Consider the following 19,547-nt stretch of genomic DNA (forward strand, 5'->3'; position numbering starts at 1 on the left):
CGAAATGGCCCTGTGGATTCACCAGACACAACACGCACAAAAAGCCAGAGCTGCTGGATGATGCCTTTGGTTCAGTACCTACCCAGACGGGTCACAGGTTCCAGTTTTTTCTCTGCAACAGCGTAAATCTCGGTCCAGACTGAAAAATACCCCAGAGCATGGGCCAGATTCCTGGAGTGGAGGTTGGCAATGCTGGTGGAATAATAAGGGATTTTGCCCACTTTGAGCACCTTCTGGGTCAGTTCGCTGACCAGTGCTTTCCCAACCCCCTTGGCCTGAATGCCGGGCAGCACATCCACACCAATTTGCCAGAGGTCATCTGTGTCGGCGCAGGCCCCGGCAACCCCGATCAGGTCATTGTCGAGGTAACCTGCCACTGCAATGGTGTCTGGTCTGCTGGAATGCTCTGAGTACCTGAGGGCATGGCGAAACCCATCTGTCTGGTAAAGCTGGTGGATGGCACTGTTTTGCAGCACCTCCATGCGCAAGCCTCTGGGGGGCTTACAGGGGGTGAAATCCTGCTGGGAGCAACTGAATTTGAGGTCCGGTCCGGCCAGAAACTGTCCATCCAGACCCACCAACTCTGAAAGCAGATGCATGCCCTTTCCAGAGAAAATTTCATCTCGGTGCAGGCCTTCCAGCATCCGGCGCACCACAGCAATTCTGGGGGCCACGGTGGAAACCACCGTGCCTGTACCGCAAGTGACCATCAAAAAATAAGGGTCCCTGAACGGGAAACGCCTGCGTCCAGGGGTCAGTCCTGCCTCACAGACGATCAGGGCATCTGTGGAAAAAGCCTGCGGAACGGTGTTGCAGTCCTGTGCCAGCACCTGCATCAAAAAGCGCTTGACCGAATCTTTGCTGGCATTGCTGCGCTGAAAAAACATGCTTACCTCAGGACAGCCTGCAACACTTCGTGGTGGGCACGGCAACGGGCTTCATAGGACTCACTGGCCCCCACCAGCACGATGGGATCATCGTAACGGGCAGGTTTGCCGCCAATCAGGCGCTGGGTGCGGGTGGCTGGACCTCCACAAACCACACAAATGGCGGTCAGTTTGTCCACCACTTCGGCACGGGCCAGCACTTCCGGGATGAAGCTGAAAGGTTCACCGCGAAAATCTTGATCCAGACCGGCCAGAATCACCCGGACCCCTTGATCGGCCAATTCATTGACCAGAGGGACCAGACCGGCATCGAAGAACTGGGCTTCGTCGATGGCAATCACATCTGGCAAAGCGGTCTCTGAAGGCAAGAGTGGGGTGTTTCCGTAAACCAGATTGCGGATGTCTTCACTGGACTGCACGGCATGCGCTTCGATGCTGCGCCCATTGTGACTCGCCACCTGTGTCTGGTGGTAACGGTCATCGATGGCGGGTTTGAAAACGGCAACGCTCTGGCGGGCAATCACGGCCCTTGTCACCCGGCGGATCAACTCCTCGGATTTGCCAGAGAACATCGGTCCAACGATCACTTCGAGGTGACCTGTGGTGTGCATTAAACGATCACGCATGGCTGTAGGGAGTTTAACACAAGCATCCGAACATCAGCCATGCTTCAGGAAGAGAACGCTCAAAGTGGCCTGAGACAAGCAAAAAGCAAAAGACCACAGGACTGAAACGGTGCCGATTCAGATGTCTTTGAGGCACAGCATCCCCTGCAAAACATGTTCGACTTTGCACCCATTTCCCTACATAAGCTGATTGGCGCAAGATGTTGTGACCATAATGTGGTGTACTGGAGGGATGAAGCGACAGGCTGGATTGACTTTCATCATGATCACACTGCTGCTGGATGTATTGGGCTTTGGCCTGATCATTCCCATTTTTCCAGAGCTGATCAAAGAAGTGGCCCATGAAGACACCGCCCACGCTGCCCTGACCCTGGGGTATCTGGTGGCGGTGTTTTCTCTGGTGCAGTTTATTTTCTCTCCGATTCTGGGAGGACTTTCAGACCAGTACGGACGCAGACCCATTTTGCTGGTTTCTCTGTTTGGCCTTGCACTGGATTACCTGTTGCTGGCTTTTGCCCCTTCTCTGGGCTGGGTCTGGGTGGGCCGCATCATTGCAGGCATGACCGCTGCCAACATCACCGCAGCCACCGCTTATATTGCAGACGTGTCCAAACCCGAGGACCGCGCCAAGAACTTCGGCATGATGGGGGCCGTCTTCAGTCTGGGCTTCATCATCGGTCCGGCGGTGGGGGGCTTTCTGGGTGAATACAGCACCCGACTGCCCTTCTTCTTCGCTGCAGGTCTGGCTTTCCTGAATTGGCTTTATGGCTTTTTCATCCTGCCAGAGTCCCACAAGCCCGAAAACCGCAAACCCTTCAACATCCGCAATGCCAACCCTCTGGCTTCTTTGAAGTTGCTGAAGAAGTACCCTGTGGTGTTCAACCTGACAGGCATGTTCCTGCTGACCAACCTGGCCAACCAGTTGCTGCAAAACGTGTGGGTGCTTTACACCGCTGAGCGTTACGGTTGGGGGCCTCAAGCCAACGGCTTCTCCCTGACGGCTGTGGGTGTGGTGGGTGCAGTGGTGCAAGGGGTGCTGGTGGGCTTGCTGATTCCCAAACTGGGCGAGAAACGGGCCATCTTGATTGGCCTGTTCATCGGGGTGGCCCAGTTTGTGGCTTACGGTCTGGCCACTCAGGGTTGGATGGTGTACGCCATCATCGTGATTGGAGCCATCGGGGGCATTGCAGGTCCTGCCATTCAGGGTCTGGTTTCCCGCCATGTTTCTGAAAAAGAACAGGGGGCCATTCAAGGGGCGCTCTCTGGCCTGTGGAGTCTGGTGAGCATTTTTGGTCCGATTCTGGCCACCAGCATCTTCGCTTACTTCACCAACCAGAAGGCTGGAAACCCTTACATTCCCGGCATGCCTTTCTTTGTGGCGGCCTTCATGATGTTGCTCGGGGCCTTCATTGCCATCTGGGCCTTCAAAAGCAAGCGCTACGATGATCCCATGAAAGTCAAAGCCCTCGACTGATCGTGGATCGTGGTGCAAAACCCATCCCATTCAAACACAAAAGCCACCTTTGCAGGTGGCTTTTTGCTGAATCCAAAACCCCAATCCCGAGAAACAAAAAAATGCCCGCCATTGCTGGCGGGCTGTTTGGTGACCCCAACGGGATTCGAACCCGTATCGCTACCTTGAAAGGGTAGTGTCCTAACCGTTAGACGATGGGGCCATCCATAGGCCCCCTTCAAGGCGAGAAAAAGGATACACAATAATTTGAGTTTTGTAAACCCCCCCTGAAGACGACCAGAGGCCAAGCTCAAAAAGCATCCAACTGCCCCTTTGTCCATGTCTGTGCACAAACCCACTGGAGCCAATCCAGAAAAGGAAGTTGGTGTTTGGTTTGAGGTCACCCTCAAGTTCAGAGGCTCCCTCAAGGCCTCTGCAAAAGAACCCTCCAACACAAAGCCTTTGCTGCGTTTATCAGTGAAATGGGAGGATTCGTTTGAATCCTCCCATTTCAAAAAGCCATTTCCAGAAAGACAACCTCTGATGCTTCTGTCAAATGCTCTAACATGGACCTCAGAACATGGCCCTTGCTTCAGATCCCCACCAAGATGTTTTTTTTGCAGTCTGCAAACAGGTGTCCAGTGAACACCTTTCTTTGCACTTTCAGAAATGGGCTCTGGTCGAGAAGCTGGACCTTCTGGAGTCCTGTGCCCTCAGCATGGGAGGTTATCCCGCGTGGCAAAAAAAGACGTACGGCATGCCCTCCAGAGCGCAGGTGGAAGAGCAATTTGGCAGCATGTTTCTGACCACCAAAAACCTGAAGCTGGGAGCGCAGGTGGTGGCTTCTCGCAGAACAGGTTGGAACCTCTATTTTGGAACCGGAACCGCTTTCACGCTGGTGCGCAGTGGCATCACGGGAAGGACCAAACTGGTTTTTGGAGGCACCAACAGCGGCATCAGCGAAAAGCAGTGGCTGACCCTGCCCTCTGCCCTGTTGCAGGCGGGGGTGGACATTGCAGAAACCCTTGGATGGAACGCCATCGGTTACCAGACCGCTGCTTTGCTGGCCCAAACCATCCACCATCAACTTGGCGATGTGGAGTTGGTGGGTCACTCTCTGGGTGGAGGTCTGGCCCAGATGGCGGGCCTCATCACAGGAAACAAAGTGACTGGGTTCAGCTCTGCACCTCTGGGAACACTGGTTTTGAAGGAAGCCATGGAACGACAACTGCTCCAACCCGAGCTTCTTTCAAGGTTCCAGCATTTTGTGGTGGATGGTGATCCTGTGCCAGATGCTCTGGGCATGGAAAAAGGCACCCATGTGCTGGGCACCCGGTTTCAAATTCCCATCCATCCTTCTGTGGTTCCGGCCAAACACTTTGCCAGCCACGGTCAGGTGTTCACCCATCTGAAAAAAGCCCTTGGCCTTTGACCCCTGCTCCAGTGGCTCACTCCAGATGGTCGTACTGGTACAGCAGTGCAGCCTGTGCATCTGACTCTGGATGGTGATGCAAGCGCACCAGACGGACCACCTCGGGTCTGGCACCAGCCTCTTGAAGCATGTCCGACCCCATTTCAGGGTGGGCAAAACGCACTTTCACCCCTTCTGAAGCCACATATTTGGACAGTCGATAAGGCACCAGCCCCACCAGCACACGTTCCAGCACCCGATAAGGCCGAATGCTTTTTCCGCAATCGTGCAAGATGGCTGCTGCGATCAGCGGATTTTCTGCCTCTGGATGGTCCTTTTGTAAGGTGCGGGCCACACGGGTGCCATGTTCCCGGTCTCTGGGGTCCATCTGGATGTAAACCCCATACTCCTCTGGGGTGAGGATGCTTTTGGCCCACTGGTCTTCAGGCTGGGCCTGAGCAGCAGAAATCGATTTGGAAAGGCGCTTCAGTTTCCCGAGCATTCAAAACATCATAAAGGGTCATGGTCTGAGAATGCATGGACCGCCTTCCAGTCCTCTGCAAAGAGGGAAAACAGGTTCAGGCTGTCTGCAATGGTCAGGGGTCTGAGCATGCTTTCTTGTTCATAAATGCCCATTTGTTCCACGTTCCAGAGGTCGGCATACATGGCTTTTCCAGAAGAGCCTGTGGTCTTCATGTAGGCACTGGTGAGGTCATTCAACTGGGCCTGTTGCAACACCAGATCCAGATGGGCCACATAAATGAATCCCCGGATGGTTTTTTGCACGTTGACGGTCAGGTAGACATAACCGACACAATCTTCCTCTGGGGTGGCTGCAATGTTGATTTGCAAACGGGTGGCCTCTCCCCTCAGGATGCGTTGCACTTCCGCAGAGAGGGTGGGATTCGAAGTGTACCGACCATCCATGTAAAACATGGGCAATCCAACACAAACCTCAGAGGGTTGCAGCAAGGAAAGGTTGTTGGCGTATCGGGTGGCTTGTGCAGCACCCACCAGCAAGCAAACAAGCAAGAGGCTCTTTTTCATCCCATGACCTCAATTTCTGAATTTCCAGTAAATGTATGCACGACCTGCGCCACTGCTGGTGTTGCCTTTGCAGGGACCAGGAGCAGGTTTGAATTCCACCACGGTCTGGCTTTCATAATCGCCGTCAGCCCCAGAAACATCGAGCGCTTCACGTTTGCCTTTGGCAGAGATAAAAGTCGCCTGCACGCGGTAAGGCCCCACAGGCACATCCAGCACATAGCCCCTCGCTGGCGCCACTCTGGTCAGGGTTTTTCCCTGACTTCCATCCAACAAGGGAGCCACAGGTGTCAACACCACTTCAATCTGGTCGTTCTGGGTGGCAAAACGCTCCTGTCCGAAGGCCGCCATCAAGGGCATGCTGCCTCCGAAGTAGCCCATGTCGTCGTAAAGTTCGACATCGGGAATGCGTCCAGAGGTCTTCCAGACGAAATTGCGCACCAGACCCTCTCGTGGATTGAATGGGTTGTATTCTGCAGTGCTGGTCTGGGCCAGACGGACGCAAAATGTTTTGCCCCGGTAAGGCACTTCCATCCAGGCGTAAGCACGATACCCCACCGGAGGCAAACCCTCGATGCGGTATCTGCCTTTTTCATCGGTCAGGGCTTCAGCAACACCTGTGGTCACCACTGGCTTGATCCAGATCTGTGCCCCTTCCACAGGATGGCCCTGGGCATCCAGAACCTGTCCTTGCACCGTTCCAGGTCCTGGTTGTTTCTGTGCATGACCCATCCCACAACACAGCAGGACAGCCAGCATGAATGTTTTGTTGTTCAACACGTTGATGGACACGATTCACCTCTTTTTGTGCCAGACACCATCTCCAGCAGTGACCAGAGGTTACAAAAGCCTGCATGATTCCAGCGTGATTGCACGCATCACACATCCAAAAAAGACCCCCTCTGGTTCAGAGGAGGTCTTTTCAGATCAGCATTCAGGGTCAGGCGTGTTCGACTTCGAGGTGGGCCAGCAGTTTCTCTGCGGTCATGGCGGCTCGGGTTCCGGCACCCACGCTGGTGGCCAATTGGCGGTAGATGTAATCGCTCACGTCTCCGGCGGCCAGCACCCCGTCGGTGGAGGTGAAGATGTCGTCTTTCACTTCGATGTATCCATCTTCACGCAGTTTCACCAGATCTCCGAGGAACGCGGTGTTGGGAACGTGACCAATGAACACGAAAACCCCATCGGTCAGGTGGTCGTAGACTTCGCCGGTTTTGAGGTTTTTGAGGCGCACCCCGTTCACGACTTCATCCCCGAGGACTTCTTCCACCACGGTGTCCCAGATGAAGCGCATTTTGGGGTGGTTCAGGGCACGTTGCTGGGCCACTTTGTTGGCACGCAGGGTGTCCCGGCGGTGGATCAGGGTGACGGTGTCTGCAAATTTGGTGAGGAACAGACCCTCCTCTACGGCGGCGTCTCCTCCGCCCACCACCACCACGTTTTTGCCACGGTAGAAGAAACCGTCACAGGTGGCGCAGGTGGACACACCACGGCCCCAGAATTTTTCTTCTCCGGGGACATGGAGGGCTTTGGGATTGGCTCCGGTGGCCACAATCACCATTTTTCCGAAGTAGGTGGTGTCGTAGCCGGTGACTTTGAAGCCACCATCCACTTTCTCGATGCCCTGAACCTCGTCCATGACCAGAGGACTGCCGAAACGCTCTGCTTGCTGGACCATGCGCTGGGACAGTTCAAAGCCGCTGATGGGCTCGGGGAAGCCGGGGTAGTTTTCGACCTCTTCGGTCTGGGCGATCTGGCCTCCGGGTTGGCCTTTTTCGATGATCACGGTTTTGAGGTTGGCGCGACCGGCATAAATTCCGGCGGTCAGTCCTGCGGGTCCGCCGCCAATGATGATGATGTCGTAGTGTTCCATAGAAGGTCTCCTCCAGAAAGTACGGTCATGATACTGCAAGGGTTCAATGGCAATGGTGATTTGATAAGTCAATACAGCTGACTCCAAAACAGCAACACCCCCAGAGAACCTGAGGGTGTTGCCTGCGCGAGGAGGTGTTGCATGCAATGTTACCAAGAGAGTGACTGCCTGCGAGGTCGGGAGAAGGGAAAGGGTCCGACCTGTCTGCCCTCTTGTGGCTTCAATTTACTCTGGATGGTTCGGGCAAATGTCCTCTGGCGTTCTGTTCCAGACGAATTTGGTTTTCTGTTACAAATGAGAAGATTTTGCGTACACATGGGCAAAGGGCTTTACTCAGGGGGGTCCAACTGTGTACAATGAGATGTTGCCATTTGTGGCTTTTGGGCCAGGATGGTTTAAGGAGGAACATAGTTAATGGAAGACAAGGCTACTCAGACCCCGGTCAACGAGACCGCTCAGACCACCGATACCACTCGCGAATACCCCGCCATGACCATGGAAGACGTGCTGAGCACCGAAGTTCAATACAAAGAGCCCCAGCGCGGCGACGTGGTGAATGGCACCGTGGTGTTCATTTCCAGCGAAGGTATCCATGTGGATGTTGGGGCCAAAGTTGAAGGTGTCATTCCCTTCAGCCAGATTCACGATGAACCCATCACCCAAGAGCAAGCACAGGAGCTCTTCAAAGCAGGCGACCAAATCGAAGCCTACGTGGTTCGCGTGGATCTGCCCAACTCCACCATTGTGCTGAGCAAACGTCGCGCTGATCAGGATCGCGGCTGGCGCGTGCTGGATAACTTGTTCAAAGATGGCAAGGAATTCACCGTTGACATCCTCGAGAAAGTCCGTGGCGGTCTGGTGGCTTCCATTGAAGGCATCCGTGCGTTCCTGCCTGCTTCTCAGGTGGACACCCGTCGCGTGAACGACCTCAGCCCTTACGTGGGTAAACCCCTCGAAGTCAAGCTGATCGAGCTCAACAAAAAACGCAACCGTGTGATCATCTCCCACCGCTCCATCATGGAAGACCGCAAAGCCAAAGCCAAAGCCGACACCCTCGGCAAACTGGAATCTGGCGCTGTCCTCGAAGGCGAAGTGGTCGAAATCACCGATTTCGGTGTGTTCGTCAGCCTCGGCGGTCTGGACGGACTGGTGCACCGCAGCGAACTGACCCACGCCCGTTTCAACCACCCCAAAGAAGTGGTCAAACTCGGCGACAAAGTCCAAGTTCAAGTGATTGATCTGGATGGCGACCGCGAGCGCATCAACCTCAGCATGAAGTCCCTGCAGAACGATCCCTGGCAGAGTGCTGTTGAGAAGTACCAGATTGGTGAGCGCGTCTCTGGCAAAGTCACCAACCTGACCAACTTCGGCGCTTTTGTGGAACTCGAGCCCGGTCTCGAAGGCCTGATCCACGTCACCGAAATGAGCTGGACCAAGCGCATCCGTCATCCCCAGGAAATGGTCAAAGTCGGCGACACCGTCGAGGCCGTTGTCCTGCGCATCGACAACAAAGACCGTCGCATCAGCCTCGGTCTGCGCCAGACCACCGAAGATCCCTGGTCCACCCTGCCTGACCGTCTGCCCCCCGGCACCCCCGTCAAGGGCAAGATCACTGGCATCACCGACTTCGGTGTGTTCATGGAGATCGAAGAAGGCATCGAGGGTCTGATCCACATCAGCGAACTCAGCCACGACCGCGTCACCAACCCCGCTGAACTGTTCAAGCGTGGCGACGAGATCGACGCTGTGATCCTGAACATCGATCCCGTTGAGCAGCGTGCCAGCCTGAGCCGCAAGCGCACCATTCCCTACGACGGCCCTGCCCGCGACTACACCAAACAAGGTGGCGGCGAGCGTGGCGACCGTGCCATGGGCACCGGTGGCAACCGCGGTGGTCAAGGTGGCGGCAACCGTCGCAAGCGCGATGGCTTTGACTACGACTACAGCTACGCCAAAGAAAGCACCACCAGTGCTTCCAGCGGCAAAATCTCCACCAAGCTCGGCGACGTGTACGCCGACCTGTTTGCCCAGTTCGGCATCGGTGGCAAGAAAGAAGAAGGCAAAGAGTAATCCTCTTTGTTCGAATGGGAGGGCTTCGGCCCTCCTTTCTTTTTGTCCTCGTGTTATGTTATAATCGTAATCAAAGCAGGATTTACGCGGATTTTTACCTGTGCACAACCACAGCAAGAAATGTTACCATTTCGTAATCTGAAGGATTCCACATCCACAGAAGTCAACGGAGTTTAAAACCATGGAAAAACACTACCTCGAGTATTCCGACCCCAACGGCGCAGAACACAAGTTTTATGAAGTCACCATTGACGATGTCAATCTGACCATCCGCTATGGCCGCATCGGCACCGATGGACAGAGCCAGCAAAAAGCCTTCCCGAGCTTCGAAAAAGCCAAAGCCGAGGCCGACAAAAAAATCAAAGAGAAAAAACGCAAAGGCTACGAAGACGCCGTTCAGGGGGTGCGCCAAAAGCGCTCCATCACCCGGCGCAGCGTGGAGGAAGTCAGACCAGCCACCTCCACCAACCGGGCTCCGGTGCTCTGGCGCATGAAAACCGGCTCCAGTGCTTTCGGGATTTATGCTGACACCGAGCGGGTCTGGGTGGGCAACCAGGCCGGAAAAGTCATCGCAGTGGACCACACCGGCGAAACCCTCAGCACCTTCCAGCTTCCCGAGGGGGTCAAGTGTCTGGTCAGCGACGGCATGTTCATGTACGCAGGCTGCGATGACGGCAACGTGTACGACCTGACCGGAAAAATCCCCTTTGTGGCCTACAACATCGATGAAAGCGTGGACATCTACTGGCTGGACATCCACAACGGTGTGCTCGGGGTTTCTGACTCACGCGGAAACGTGTATGCCTTCAACCCTGAAAGCGAAAACCAGTGGGGCAACATCTCCCAGAACGGCAGTGCAGGCTGGATGGTTCGCATGGACGATGCAGGGGTGTACCACGGTCACTCTGGTGGCGTGGCCGCTTACGATCTCCAGAGCGGAATCGAACTCTGGAAAGCCAAAACCAACGGCTCGGTGCTCTTCGGCTGGCAGGACGAAACCCACGTGTATGCCGCCACTGCCATGCGTGCTGTGCAGCGCTTCGACAAAAAAGGCAATCTGGAACAAACCTACAAGTGCGACTCTGCGGTGTTCTCCTGCGCTTCCAGTCCGGACGGCGAGTACATCTTTGCTGGCGACAACTCCAGCGCCATTTATGCCTTCTCCAAAGACGGCACCCGCCTGTGGAAACTGAACTCTGGCTGCGGCTCGGCCCTGTCCATGCAGTACCTGAACGAGCGCCTGTTCATCGTGACCACCGATGGTTCTCTGGCCATGATCGACGCCTCCCCTGCTGCGATTGCTGCTGCCCAACAAGGCCAGTTGCCCACCGTCAAGGACATCAAGGCGCAGGCTGGACAGGCCACCGCTCCGCTGCAACGCCAGACCCTCCAGAGTGCCCAGTACTCTGGGCAGGGCGTGGTCCTGAAGTGCCTGAAGGAAGGTGGAAAACTGCGTGTTCGTGTGGAATCCGAAGGGTACCACGACAACTGGAACGTGCAGTTCCCCAAAGACCTGCGTGAAGAAGGTGCCCGTTATCTGGTGGATGAGGTCGCCGAGACCAACGGCTTCTACCGTGTGATCGGCGAGATTCGCAAGCTGGATTGAGTCCTACCCCCTGCTCCCCCTGTTTCTCGTTCCACTCGAAACTGTCCCCCTCAATGAGGGGGACAGCTCTTGATGCGAGGGGGTACAGGGGGTAAGGGGTCTACCTGCAAAGTTCGCTGAGGTCCCAGTCGTGCTGGTCCAGCAACACACGGGCTTCTGCAACCCCGAGCCCATGCTTGATCATGACGATGGCGGTTTTGACCTGCCAATCGCTGGCCTCCAGAGCTGATTTGGCTGCCTCTGGGGTGGTTTCCACGCAGGAGAGCACCATCTGGATGGCCCGGTTGTAGAGTTTCAGGTTGGTGGCTTTCATGTCCACCATCAGGTTGTTGTAGATTTTGCCCAGCCTGAGCATGATGGTGGAGCTCAGGGTGTTGAGGGTGATTTTCTGGGCGGTTCCGGCTTTCAGGCGGGTGGAACCGTTGATGACCTCTGGACCGGTTTCCAGCAAGATGGGGCAGTCGGACTGCTCCAGCAAAGGGGCACCGGGGTTGTTGGCCACACCAATGGTGAGGGCTCCGGCCAAGTGGGCACGTTTGAGCACGCCCAGTGTGTAAGGGGTGCGACCAGACGCTGCCACCATGATGAACACATCGTGCCTTGAGGGGTTCAAGCGGTCTGCTTCTTGAAAGCCTGCGTTTTCATCGTCTTCGGCGGCTTCCTGAGCGGTCCATTCTGCTGCTGCGCCTCCGGCCAGCAGGGAAATGGATTTTTCAAAGGGCCAGCTGAAGGTGGGAGGCAGTTCGGCAGCGTCCAGAGCGGCCAGACGTCCGCTGGTGCCTGCACCTGCATAAATCAAGCGCCCCCCTTGTTTGAGGTGGTATGCAGCATTTTCTGCGGCAGTGGCGATGCTCTGGGCGGCCCTTTGAACGGCCAGAGCGGCCTCTGCCTGATCCTGCACAAGGGTGAGGACTGCCCCCACGGTGTCTTGTGGGTTGAGGATGCCGGTTTCGGATGTGATGGCTTCGGTGCTGGTCATGTTGCCCCCTGATGTTGCGCGTTTTGGTGTGCATGGGTCAGGTGTCTAACCCGGTCCCTCCATACCATAATAATACCAGTATAATACCAATAAGGGAGGTGATTGCCAAAAAGCCTAGAAGTGGTATTATGATGGTATCTATGTTACACGATGTGCTGACCCAGGCTTCGAAGAGCCTCAATCCCACCGACTCCACTCCCATGTACCTGCAGGTCGCTGGGATTCTGGAGAAGATGATCGACGAACAGGTCTTCACCGAGGGCAGTGCACTTCCGTCTGAACGGGACCTCACACAGGCCTTCAACGTTTCCCGCGTGACCATCCGGCAGGCACTGACCGTTCTGGAAGAACGTGAGCGCCTCACCCGCAAACGGGGAAGTGGAACCTATGTGGCTTCCAAACGCATCATGCAGTCCCTGAGCTCCCTGACCAGTTTCAGCGATGACATGCGGGCCAGAGGCATGGTTCCGGGCGCAAAAGTGATTTCGTTTGAGCGTTCCCGTCCCAATCCGGTTGAAGCCCTCAACCTCGGGATCAGCCCCAATCAAGAAGTGTACCGTCTGAAACGCCTGAGGACCGCCAACGACATTCCTCTGGCCATCGAAACCAGTGTGCTGCCCATCAACATTCTGCAAATCAACCTGTCCAGAGAAGACATCGAAAACCATTCGCTGTACACCTTCTTGCAAAGACAGGGGCATTATCCCTCGCGGGCATTGCAGCATTTGCGGGCCAAAAGTGCAGATGCAGAAACCGCCCACCTGCTGAATTTGCCCAAGAACTCTGCGGTTTTGCACACCGAGCGCATCACCTGGGATCAGGACGGACGTTTGCTGGAATACGTGGTCTCCAGTTACCGCGGAGACATGTATGACTTCATCGTGGAACTGAAAACCGGCATGTAAAACCCCTCTGGACCTTTTGGACCTTTCAAAACCTTGAAGCTGCCCAAAGGCAGGCTTCAGAGGATCACCTGTCCCCTCCCATTCCCATGTTCCCCGCCCACCTGCGTTCCCGCGCAGGAAGGTCCCCTCTTGCCTCAGGAGATTCCCCATGCAGATTCAAGGACGCGTGCTCACCCCCAACGGATTTCAGAACGCCAGCATTTCCTTTTCGGACCGCATTGAAGAATTGCGACCCACCCGTCAGGGGAAGCACTTCATCTTGCCCGGCTTCATCGACACCCACAACCACGGTGGAGCCGGTGGAGACACCATGGATGGACTGGAAGGCCTTCAAAAATTGCGGATGTTCCATGCAGAGCACGGCACCACTTCCGTGCTGGCAACCACCATCACCAATCCTTGGGAAAACATCGTGGACGCCTTGAAAGCCGCCAAGGAAGCCCAGAGCATCCGGCATGGGGCAGACTTGCCCGGCGTGCACCTCGAAGGCCCCTTCATCAGTTCTGGACGGCTCGGGGCACAACCTCCGTTTGCCATCTCCCCCACCCCAGAGTTGCTGGAGGAGATCCTGACACTGGACATCATCCGGCTGACCACAGTTGCCCCAGAAATTGCAGGGGTCACCGAAAGCCTGCCCAGACTGATTGAGGCCGGAGTGCGGATCAGCATCGGGCACACCAGAGCCACCTTTGATCAGGTGATGAGGTTCATTCAAACGGCTGAAGCTCTGGGTGGAACGGTGGCCGCCACACACCTGTTCAATGCCATGGGCGGATTGACCGGGCGCGATCCCAGCATTCCCGGTGCTGTGCTCATCAGCAAAAACGTGTATGCAGAACTGATTCTGGACCTGCACCACGTGCATGCAGGCAGTTTTGAACTGGCAAGGCAACTCAAGCCCGGCAAGTTGATGCTGATCACCGATGCCATGCGGGCTGCTGGACTGGGAGACGGCGAAAGCAGTCTGGGTGGACAGACCGTTTACGTCAAAAACAACAAAGCCAGCCTGTCCGATGGCACCATCGCAGGCAGTTTGCTGACCCTCGATCAGGCCCTCAGAAATGCCGTCGGGCTGGGCGTGCCTCTGGAAGAAGCTTCCAGCATGCTCAGTGCTGTGCCTGCAACCTATCTGGGCCTGAAGGACCGGGGCAGCATTCAATCCGGCAAACGCGCAGATTTCGTCGTTCTGGACGACAACCTCAATGTCATCGACACCATTGTTGGTGGAAGGAGCATCCATGAGTGATCCCCTCATGCTACAGGAAACCCGAGAAGCCCCACAGGTGATCCGTCGCCTGCTGGAACAAAACCAGTCCCGTGTGGAACAGCTCTGGCAGGTGATTCAGGAACGGCAGCCCTTGTTCGCGGTCACCATTGCCAGAGGGTCCAGCGACCACGCCAGCCTGTACCTGAAGTACGCCATCGAACTGACCCTCGGGATTCCGGTGGCCAGCTTTGCCCCCAGCGTCAGCAGTGTGTACAAGCGCACCCTGAACCTGCAACGGGGTCTGGTGATTGCGATTTCCCAGTCCGGGGCCTCTCCAGATGTGGTGGAATCGGTGCGGTCTGCCCGCGAGGGGGGAGCCATCACCCTGGCGATCACCAACAATGTGGATTCCCCTCTGGCCAAAACCGCAGAGTTCCTGCTGCCCATGCAGGCAGGCCCCGAGCGTGCTGTGGCAGCCACCAAGAGCTTTGTGGCCAGTGCCGCTGCTTTCCTGCACCTGCTCGCTGAGGGTGATGCAGACCTCAAAGAAGCCCTTCATGCCCTTCCAGAGGTGCAAGAACAGGCTTTGCACCTCGAAGACACCCTGAGGCTCACCGCAGACCGTTACCGCTACGCTTCCAGCATGGTGATTCTGGCCCGTGGACCCCATTTCGGGATTGCCCATGAATCCGCACTGAAACTCAAAGAAACCACCGGAATCCACGCAGAGGCTTATTCCACCGCCGAATTCAGCCACGGACCCACCCGCATCATTGAGCAAGGGTTTCCGATTCTGGCCTACCAGACCCGCGATGTCACCCATCCCCTGAACGAGCAAGCCTATCAGGATCTGGAAGCCAGAGGGGCAGACTTGCTGACCATCGGGGCTTCCAGCGACCTGAAACGGGCCACCCAGATCATCACCCCTGCGTCAGCGCATCCTTTGCTGGACCCTCTGGTGAACATCCTTCCGTTCTACCTGTTCAGCGGGCATGTGGCTCTGGCACGCAACCTCAATCCTGACAATCCTCCCCACCTGAAGAAGGTGACTTTAACGGTTTAACCACGGAGCACGGCAAGGCTCCATCGTCCTCTCCTCCCTTTCCTCTTCCCCCATGCTGCGGCAAGCGTGGGGGACATTCACATGGGATGACATCAAACAGGTTTTGGCCTCAAATTCAGTGACCCGCTCAAAGTTCAAAATCTGGAACAGTGATTTGTGAAAATTGTCCCTGCTTTCACATCTGGAATTTCTTATGCTGAAAGTTATGGGAATCAAAGCCAGACATGTCATTGGACTTGCAGCACTCGGGGGCCTCGCATGGTACCTCAGAGACAAAAACCTCACCCACGTGATTGCCAACGGTGTGCTGGACTTTCCAGCCCGCAAACAAAACCCTTCACAACTCTTGAAAGCCCTTGAAGACACACAGGTGCAACTTGCCCGCAAATTCCGCGACCTGCCCGACACCCCCGAGAACCGCAAGCAACTCGGGCACATCATTGCCATTGAACGCTGGGGCACCCACCGCCTGAAGGTGTTCAACGGTCAGGACTTCCAGATGGACTCCTCCCACGAGTATTATCCTTCCGACGATGCCACCTGGGAAGACCTGATGAACCAGTTTGCAGAAGTGCGCAAAGAAACCCTGCGTGAAGGTCAGGAGGCTCTGGCCAACGGCAAAGAGCAGAAAGTGGAGCACAACCAGCTGGGTGCCCTCACTGCTGCCGGATGGCTGAAATACCTGAATTACCACGCCTATCTGGAAGCCACCAAATTCAAAAAGGCCGATCCGGTCAGCAGCGAATCACAAACCCCAGGCCTGCAAGGCTGACACATTCTGAAACGTCAGGATGCTTTTCCAATCCTGATCTGCCGACAGATTGCCCCAGGACCAACTGGCTTCCCAGTGGCCCTGGGGTTTTTGGGTTTCCAGCAGCATTTCGAGTTGCACCTGCACAGCCTCTTCCAGATCGAAGGCCAGAGGATGCTCTGGCGTTGGAGCAATCTGCAAAGGCAGCAAGACATAGCCCTGCATGGCTTCACGGGTAGCAGGGATGGTCTGGATGATGCGTGATCTGAACACCTCCAGCAAAGGTTCACGGTGCTCCTCTGGCAGTTCTTCGGTGCCCAAAAGGTGCGAAAGGCAGATCAGGTCGTGCATTTCGGTGGCTTCTCGGGCGTCTTGCAAAACACCTTCGGTCAGTTGAACCAGCAGGTCTTCAGGCAAAAGTTCTGCATAAGCCCACATGGACCCGAGCAAATCCGCTCTGGGGTTCAGTTTGCATCCAGAGAAACGCTCCAGCAGGGTGCCATCGGCGTTGTCCCACCAAGGCGCATGGTCAAATTGCTGGACCTCTGGGGGCACGATGGGCCAGGTCAGGGTGTCTTCCTGCAAGGTGTCCAGCAGGTATTTGATGGCGAATTGCACCATCGGTTCGGTGGCGGGTAGCCCGAGCCTTCGGGCTTCACGCAGGGCCATGCTGGTGGCGAGGGCTGAAGAGTGAGTGGCCCGGCAATCGGGTTCAAACAGGGCTTGAAAGCCTCCGTCTTCGTTCTGGTGATTTTGAAGCGCTTCCAAAACGGGATCCATGGAAGCATGCTGAAACGCATGTTGAAAGGCAACCCTCTCGTAAGGGCGGGCATGGTGGTCTAAATGCTGCCATGCATTCTGTAAATATCGAATTGCCATGCTGTATCCTATCACGTCAGGACTCCTGTTCTTTGACTTTTTGCAGGGCTTCACGGGCCTCAGGGTTGCGTGAAACAGGTTCCACAGGAGGGCTTGCAGGTGCCCGCTTGCCCTGCAACTCGGCCTGAACCAGTTGAACCATCCGTTTCTTGGAGGCTCTGGCAAAATACAACTGCAATGGACGGCCAAACAGCCAGAATCCAATGCGGTAAAAAAAGTTCTCGATTTTGTCAGGTCTGGAATACGCCTGAATCCGAAAATACACCTTGCCCGTGTCCAGGTTTTTCACCACCAGAAAATCAATCTGGCCTTTTTCGAAATGGCCTTGCAACGTGCGGTAATGGTATCCCCACACCTGCTCACGCCCTTCTTGGGTCTCGGTGATGGTGTCAATCAAGCCACCAATCCGAACCCCAAAAAAGAAGGTGAAGCCCAGAAAGTGCGCCTTGAGCAGCATGTACCTTTCTGCCAGAGGCCGATCCGGATAAAAAATCCCCTGAATCAGATGAGGAGGTGGAAACCGGTAATCCTGAACGATGCCCTTGGCCACCTGAAATGCCCCCCCTTCTTCAGGTGGGCCGGGGTTCTCTGAAGGCAACTCCACTTCATGGAAGTCCACACGCCAACCGGTGCTCTGGTTGTATGCCTCGACTTTCTCAGGGTCGTAGTTGAACTGCAAGGAAGGCAGTTTTTCCAGACGGTCCCGGTACATCTCCCAGAGCGGACGGTTTTTCATGCCACCTCACCAGCCTTGACCGGACTGGACGGCACTTCGATGGTCTCAGATTGAAATGTTCCGAGGGTCTCCCCTCCCCCCTCTTCTGCGACACGCTCACAGAAGGTTTGCCACGCCTTCTCCTGAACTTTGTTGCCCCCCAGAAAACTGTAAGCGAGGTGCACCAGAGCATCTCTGGAACGGGCCTGAGAAGAAATGGAAAACCGGAAAGCTTCATCGAGCTTCTCCAGTTCAAACACAATCTGGCCCGCCTCTGGATGGGGCCTCAGGGTCGCCAGAGTGAATGAGGTTTCCTGCACCTCCACCACCCGCACCCGCCCATTCCACGGACCAAAAATGCGGATGTCGTACTCATCGCCCACTTTGAGGACCTGCTCTTTGCCCCGGATTTTTTTGAAGTCCGCCAGCAAACTCGGACAAAAAGCGGGCACATCCTGCTTGATGGCCTCAAAGATGTCTCTGGCATCACGGTCCTGACTCTGGAAATCAAGCCAGTATTTGCGGTAGATCAACGGGCCATGCCCCTCATCGGCAAGTTGAAGGGGGCTGCGTTTGGGAGGCCGTTTGCTCCAGAAATACAGGCCCAGAATTGTCATCAGGCCCAGCAAAATCCAACCCGCCCGGCCTTTCAAATCCACATCCATGAATTTCAGGGTAAGGGCAAACGGGTCCGCCATCTGAACCAAAAAACACACTCCGCAAAGGAGTGTGTTCTGGTCCTCAAAAATCAGGCCTGCTCAATTTGAGGTTGCGGCTTTTTCTTGCGTTTGGGTTTTTTGGGTTTGGGGTACTTCACTTCAGGGGTTGGCAGGGTTCTGGAATTGATGATTCCGCCTCCCAGCAAACGGCTTCCATCGTACAGCACCACACTCTGGCCGGGAGCCACAGCAAACTGGGGCTCAAGGAACTCAAGCTGGAAACCATTTTCATCTGCATGCAGCAGTTTGGCCTTTACAGGCATGCTGCGGTAACGCACCTGCACTTCCAGGTTCTCGGGCAAATCCTGCACATCCAGCAGGTAATTCACCTGACTGGCACCCAGAGTGGTCCAGTGGCAATCCTCGTGGTTGCCGACCCACACGATTTTGGTCTCGGGGTCAATGTGCACCACATAACGCACCACATTGGACTTGTAAAGGTGAAGGCCCTTCTTCTGACCGATGGTGTAATACTGCGTCCCGAGGTGCTCACCGACAATCTCTCCGGTGTGGATGTCCACCATGTAACCCTGCACCTGTGGAATGAAATCCGTCAGGTACTCCTGAATGGTGGAAGGCACAAAGCAGATGTTCTGGGACTCGGGCTTTTTGGCGGTGAGGAGGCCATGCTGCTCTGCAATTTCCCGCACCTTGGGCTTCTCCATCTCCCCGACCGGAAAGAGGATGTGCTTCAGGGCGTCTCTGGGGGTGCCCCACAGGAAGTAGGTCTGGTCTTTGCGAGGGTCATCGCCGCGGTGGAACTCCACGGTGCCATCTTCACGGTCCACCCGTTTGACGTAATGTCCGGTGGCCACATATTCACAACCCAGCATGCGGGCTTTTTTGATCAGGGCATCGAATTTGACTTTGGTGTTGCAGTTGACACAGGGGTTGGGTGTGCGCCCGGCAGCGTATTCCTCCACAAAAGGACGCATGATGTTTTCCTCGAATTCCTTGCGGTAATCCAGAAGGTAAAACGGCACCCCCACCTGATCGGCCACCCGGCGCGCTTCGTAAGCAGCATCTGGTGAGCAGCAGGTGTCAAAGGTGTCCACACGCTTGTGGTCCGGCCAGAAGCGCATCATGGCGCCAATGACGCTGTAACCCTGTTCTTTGAGAAGTGCTGCACTCACGCTGGAATCCACGCCTCCAGACATGGCGCAAAGCACACGGCCCTTGTTCATCTGTGTAACCTCCGTGCATCAAGCACAATAAAACAGTGTACCAGAGGTGGGAAGGTCGGGTGTGACTGGAGGGACAATTGGGCAGGGGTGACGCACGTTAAGGCTGAAGGAGAAGCATCAGGAGGGTGGAGCGAAACTCATCACTCAACGCAGCTCGTTTCCTCTTGCGCTTCAT

The 19,547-nt window shown here is 55.7% G+C and carries 19 protein-coding genes and 1 tRNA gene; 8 read left to right on the plus strand and 12 right to left on the minus strand.

The window, feature by feature from the left end:
• Nucleotides 1–71: 71 nt before the first annotated feature.
• Both Q371_RS25500 and Q371_RS07815 read right to left on the minus strand, forming a co-directional pair.
• Nucleotides 72–887, minus strand: coding sequence for a GNAT family N-acetyltransferase (locus tag Q371_RS25500; protein WP_051963650.1), 816 nt, complete (start codon nucleotides 885–887; stop codon nucleotides 72–74).
• A gap of 2 nt (nucleotides 888–889) precedes the next feature.
• Nucleotides 890–1,513, minus strand: coding sequence for a thymidine kinase (locus Q371_RS07815; protein WP_034338464.1), 624 nt, complete (start codon nucleotides 1,511–1,513; stop codon nucleotides 890–892).
• Between the two features lie 262 nt (nucleotides 1,514–1,775).
• Here Q371_RS07815 and Q371_RS07820 point away from each other — a divergent pair, with 262 nt between their 5' ends.
• On the plus strand, nucleotides 1,776–2,987 hold the full coding sequence (locus tag Q371_RS07820; RefSeq protein ID WP_245618279.1) for a TCR/Tet family MFS transporter: 1,212 nt from the start codon (nucleotides 1,776–1,778) through the stop codon (nucleotides 2,985–2,987).
• A gap of 127 nt (nucleotides 2,988–3,114) precedes the next feature.
• On the opposite strand, the gene Q371_RS07825 is transcribed toward Q371_RS07820, so the two are convergent.
• Nucleotides 3,115–3,189: transfer RNA gene (locus Q371_RS07825), tRNA-Glu, on the minus strand.
• A 357-nt stretch (nucleotides 3,190–3,546) separates the two neighbouring features.
• Between Q371_RS07825 and Q371_RS07830 the strand changes: the two genes are divergently transcribed.
• On the plus strand, nucleotides 3,547–4,398 hold the full coding sequence (locus Q371_RS07830; protein WP_034338470.1) for a lipase family protein: 852 nt from the start codon (nucleotides 3,547–3,549) through the stop codon (nucleotides 4,396–4,398).
• Between the two features lie 16 nt (nucleotides 4,399–4,414).
• Here the strand turns inward: Q371_RS07830 and Q371_RS07835 are convergent, their stop codons facing one another.
• From Q371_RS07835 to trxB, 4 genes are all read right to left on the minus strand, one after another.
• Nucleotides 4,415–4,879: an HD domain-containing protein gene (locus tag Q371_RS07835; protein ID WP_034338473.1), complete on the minus strand. Its 465-nt coding sequence runs from the start codon at nucleotides 4,877–4,879 to the stop codon at nucleotides 4,415–4,417.
• An 8-nt stretch (nucleotides 4,880–4,887) separates the two neighbouring features.
• Nucleotides 4,888–5,424, minus strand: coding sequence for a hypothetical protein (locus Q371_RS07840; protein WP_034338475.1), 537 nt, complete (start codon nucleotides 5,422–5,424; stop codon nucleotides 4,888–4,890).
• Between the two features lie 9 nt (nucleotides 5,425–5,433).
• Nucleotides 5,434–6,213, minus strand: coding sequence for a carboxypeptidase-like regulatory domain-containing protein (locus tag Q371_RS25505; protein WP_051963655.1), 780 nt, complete (start codon nucleotides 6,211–6,213; stop codon nucleotides 5,434–5,436).
• A 148-nt stretch (nucleotides 6,214–6,361) separates the two neighbouring features.
• Nucleotides 6,362–7,294: a thioredoxin-disulfide reductase gene (trxB, locus tag Q371_RS07850; protein WP_034338478.1), complete on the minus strand. Its 933-nt coding sequence runs from the start codon at nucleotides 7,292–7,294 to the stop codon at nucleotides 6,362–6,364.
• 414 nt (nucleotides 7,295–7,708) lie between these two features.
• On the opposite strand from trxB, the gene Q371_RS07855 reads away from it, so the two are divergent.
• Nucleotides 7,709–9,364 (plus strand): 30S ribosomal protein S1, encoded by a 1,656-nt coding sequence (locus tag Q371_RS07855; RefSeq protein ID WP_034338481.1) that lies wholly within the window; start codon nucleotides 7,709–7,711, stop codon nucleotides 9,362–9,364.
• Nucleotides 9,365–9,545: 181 nt separating this feature from the next.
• Nucleotides 9,546–10,970, plus strand: coding sequence for a WGR domain-containing protein (locus tag Q371_RS07860; protein WP_034338483.1), 1,425 nt, complete (start codon nucleotides 9,546–9,548; stop codon nucleotides 10,968–10,970).
• Nucleotides 10,971–11,070: 100 nt separating this feature from the next.
• Here the strand turns inward: Q371_RS07860 and Q371_RS07865 are convergent, their stop codons facing one another.
• The gene (locus Q371_RS07865; protein WP_034338485.1) at nucleotides 11,071–11,949 is read right to left on the minus strand and encodes an N-acetylmuramic acid 6-phosphate etherase; all 879 of its coding nucleotides are present in this window, start codon (nucleotides 11,947–11,949) and stop codon (nucleotides 11,071–11,073) included.
• A 140-nt stretch (nucleotides 11,950–12,089) separates the two neighbouring features.
• On the opposite strand from Q371_RS07865, the gene Q371_RS07870 reads away from it, so the two are divergent.
• The 4 genes from Q371_RS07870 to Q371_RS07885 all read left to right on the plus strand — a co-directional run bounded on the left by Q371_RS07870 (nucleotide 12,090) and on the right by Q371_RS07885 (nucleotide 15,896).
• The gene (locus Q371_RS07870) at nucleotides 12,090–12,854 is read left to right on the plus strand and encodes a GntR family transcriptional regulator (RefSeq protein ID WP_245618281.1); all 765 of its coding nucleotides are present in this window, start codon (nucleotides 12,090–12,092) and stop codon (nucleotides 12,852–12,854) included.
• Nucleotides 12,855–13,002: 148 nt separating this feature from the next.
• Nucleotides 13,003–14,100, plus strand: a complete 1,098-nt coding sequence (nagA, locus tag Q371_RS07875; RefSeq protein ID WP_034338487.1) for an N-acetylglucosamine-6-phosphate deacetylase — start codon at nucleotides 13,003–13,005, stop codon at nucleotides 14,098–14,100.
• Complete coding sequence (locus Q371_RS07880; protein WP_034338489.1) at nucleotides 14,093–15,124, plus strand: SIS domain-containing protein; 1,032 nt, start codon at nucleotides 14,093–14,095, stop codon at nucleotides 15,122–15,124. Before nagA ends, Q371_RS07880 begins: the two co-directional genes overlap by 8 nt.
• Before the next feature lie 193 nt (nucleotides 15,125–15,317).
• Nucleotides 15,318–15,896 (plus strand): hypothetical protein, encoded by a 579-nt coding sequence (locus tag Q371_RS07885; protein ID WP_157442590.1) that lies wholly within the window; start codon nucleotides 15,318–15,320, stop codon nucleotides 15,894–15,896.
• Here the strand turns inward: Q371_RS07885 and Q371_RS07890 are convergent.
• The 4 genes from Q371_RS07890 to mnmA form a co-directional block, all read right to left on the minus strand.
• Nucleotides 15,870–16,655: a hypothetical protein gene (locus Q371_RS07890; RefSeq protein ID WP_157442591.1), complete on the minus strand. Its 786-nt coding sequence runs from the start codon at nucleotides 16,653–16,655 to the stop codon at nucleotides 15,870–15,872. The genes Q371_RS07885 and Q371_RS07890 overlap by 27 nt on opposite strands.
• Nucleotides 16,656–16,770: 115 nt before the next feature.
• Nucleotides 16,771–17,490: a DUF1990 domain-containing protein gene (locus Q371_RS07895; RefSeq protein ID WP_034338495.1), complete on the minus strand. Its 720-nt coding sequence runs from the start codon at nucleotides 17,488–17,490 to the stop codon at nucleotides 16,771–16,773.
• A complete protein-coding gene (locus Q371_RS07900) occupies nucleotides 17,487–18,134 on the minus strand; it encodes a DUF1990 family protein (protein ID WP_211253815.1) in 648 nt (215 codons plus the stop codon). The genes Q371_RS07895 and Q371_RS07900 overlap by 4 nt, the downstream gene beginning before the upstream one ends.
• Nucleotides 18,135–18,217: 83 nt before the next feature.
• The gene (gene mnmA / locus Q371_RS07905; RefSeq protein ID WP_051963660.1) at nucleotides 18,218–19,372 is read right to left on the minus strand and encodes a tRNA 2-thiouridine(34) synthase MnmA; all 1,155 of its coding nucleotides are present in this window, start codon (nucleotides 19,370–19,372) and stop codon (nucleotides 18,218–18,220) included.
• Between the last annotated feature and the right edge of the window lie 175 nt (nucleotides 19,373–19,547).

It is taken from the genome of Deinococcus misasensis DSM 22328 (assembly GCF_000745915.1).
GTDB lineage: Bacteria > Deinococcota > Deinococci > Deinococcales > Deinococcaceae > Deinococcus_C > Deinococcus_C misasensis.

Bases quoted from the DNA above. Each gene is read 5' to 3' on its own strand.
- Q371_RS25500 (WP_051963650.1), bottom strand. From the start codon at position 887: ATGTTTTTTCAGCGCAGCAATGCCAGCAAAGATTCGGTCAAGCGCTTT.
- Q371_RS07815 (WP_034338464.1), bottom strand. From the start codon at position 1,513: ATGCGTGATCGTTTAATGCACACCACAGGTCACCTCGAAGTGATCGTT.
- Q371_RS07820 (WP_245618279.1), top strand. From the start codon at position 1,776: ATGATCACACTGCTGCTGGATGTATTGGGCTTTGGCCTGATCATTCCC.
- Q371_RS07830 (WP_034338470.1), top strand. From the start codon at position 3,547: ATGGCCCTTGCTTCAGATCCCCACCAAGATGTTTTTTTTGCAGTCTGC.
- Q371_RS07835 (WP_034338473.1), bottom strand. From the start codon at position 4,879: ATGCTCGGGAAACTGAAGCGCCTTTCCAAATCGATTTCTGCTGCTCAG.
- Q371_RS07840 (WP_034338475.1), bottom strand. From the start codon at position 5,424: ATGAAAAAGAGCCTCTTGCTTGTTTGCTTGCTGGTGGGTGCTGCACAA.
- trxB (WP_034338478.1), bottom strand. From the start codon at position 7,294: ATGGAACACTACGACATCATCATCATTGGCGGCGGACCCGCAGGACTG.
- Q371_RS07855 (WP_034338481.1), top strand. From the start codon at position 7,709: ATGGAAGACAAGGCTACTCAGACCCCGGTCAACGAGACCGCTCAGACC.
- Q371_RS07860 (WP_034338483.1), top strand. From the start codon at position 9,546: ATGGAAAAACACTACCTCGAGTATTCCGACCCCAACGGCGCAGAACAC.
- Q371_RS07865 (WP_034338485.1), bottom strand. From the start codon at position 11,949: ATGACCAGCACCGAAGCCATCACATCCGAAACCGGCATCCTCAACCCA.
- Q371_RS07870 (WP_245618281.1), top strand. From the start codon at position 12,090: ATGTTACACGATGTGCTGACCCAGGCTTCGAAGAGCCTCAATCCCACC.
- nagA (WP_034338487.1), top strand. From the start codon at position 13,003: ATGCAGATTCAAGGACGCGTGCTCACCCCCAACGGATTTCAGAACGCC.
- Q371_RS07880 (WP_034338489.1), top strand. From the start codon at position 14,093: ATGAGTGATCCCCTCATGCTACAGGAAACCCGAGAAGCCCCACAGGTG.
- Q371_RS07885 (WP_157442590.1), top strand. From the start codon at position 15,318: ATGCTGAAAGTTATGGGAATCAAAGCCAGACATGTCATTGGACTTGCA.
- Q371_RS07890 (WP_157442591.1), bottom strand. From the start codon at position 16,655: ATGGATCCCGTTTTGGAAGCGCTTCAAAATCACCAGAACGAAGACGGA.
- Q371_RS07895 (WP_034338495.1), bottom strand. From the start codon at position 17,490: ATGAAAAACCGTCCGCTCTGGGAGATGTACCGGGACCGTCTGGAAAAA.
- Q371_RS07900 (WP_211253815.1), bottom strand. From the start codon at position 18,134: ATGGATGTGGATTTGAAAGGCCGGGCGGGTTGGATTTTGCTGGGCCTG.
- mnmA (WP_051963660.1), bottom strand. From the start codon at position 19,372: ATGAACAAGGGCCGTGTGCTTTGCGCCATGTCTGGAGGCGTGGATTCC.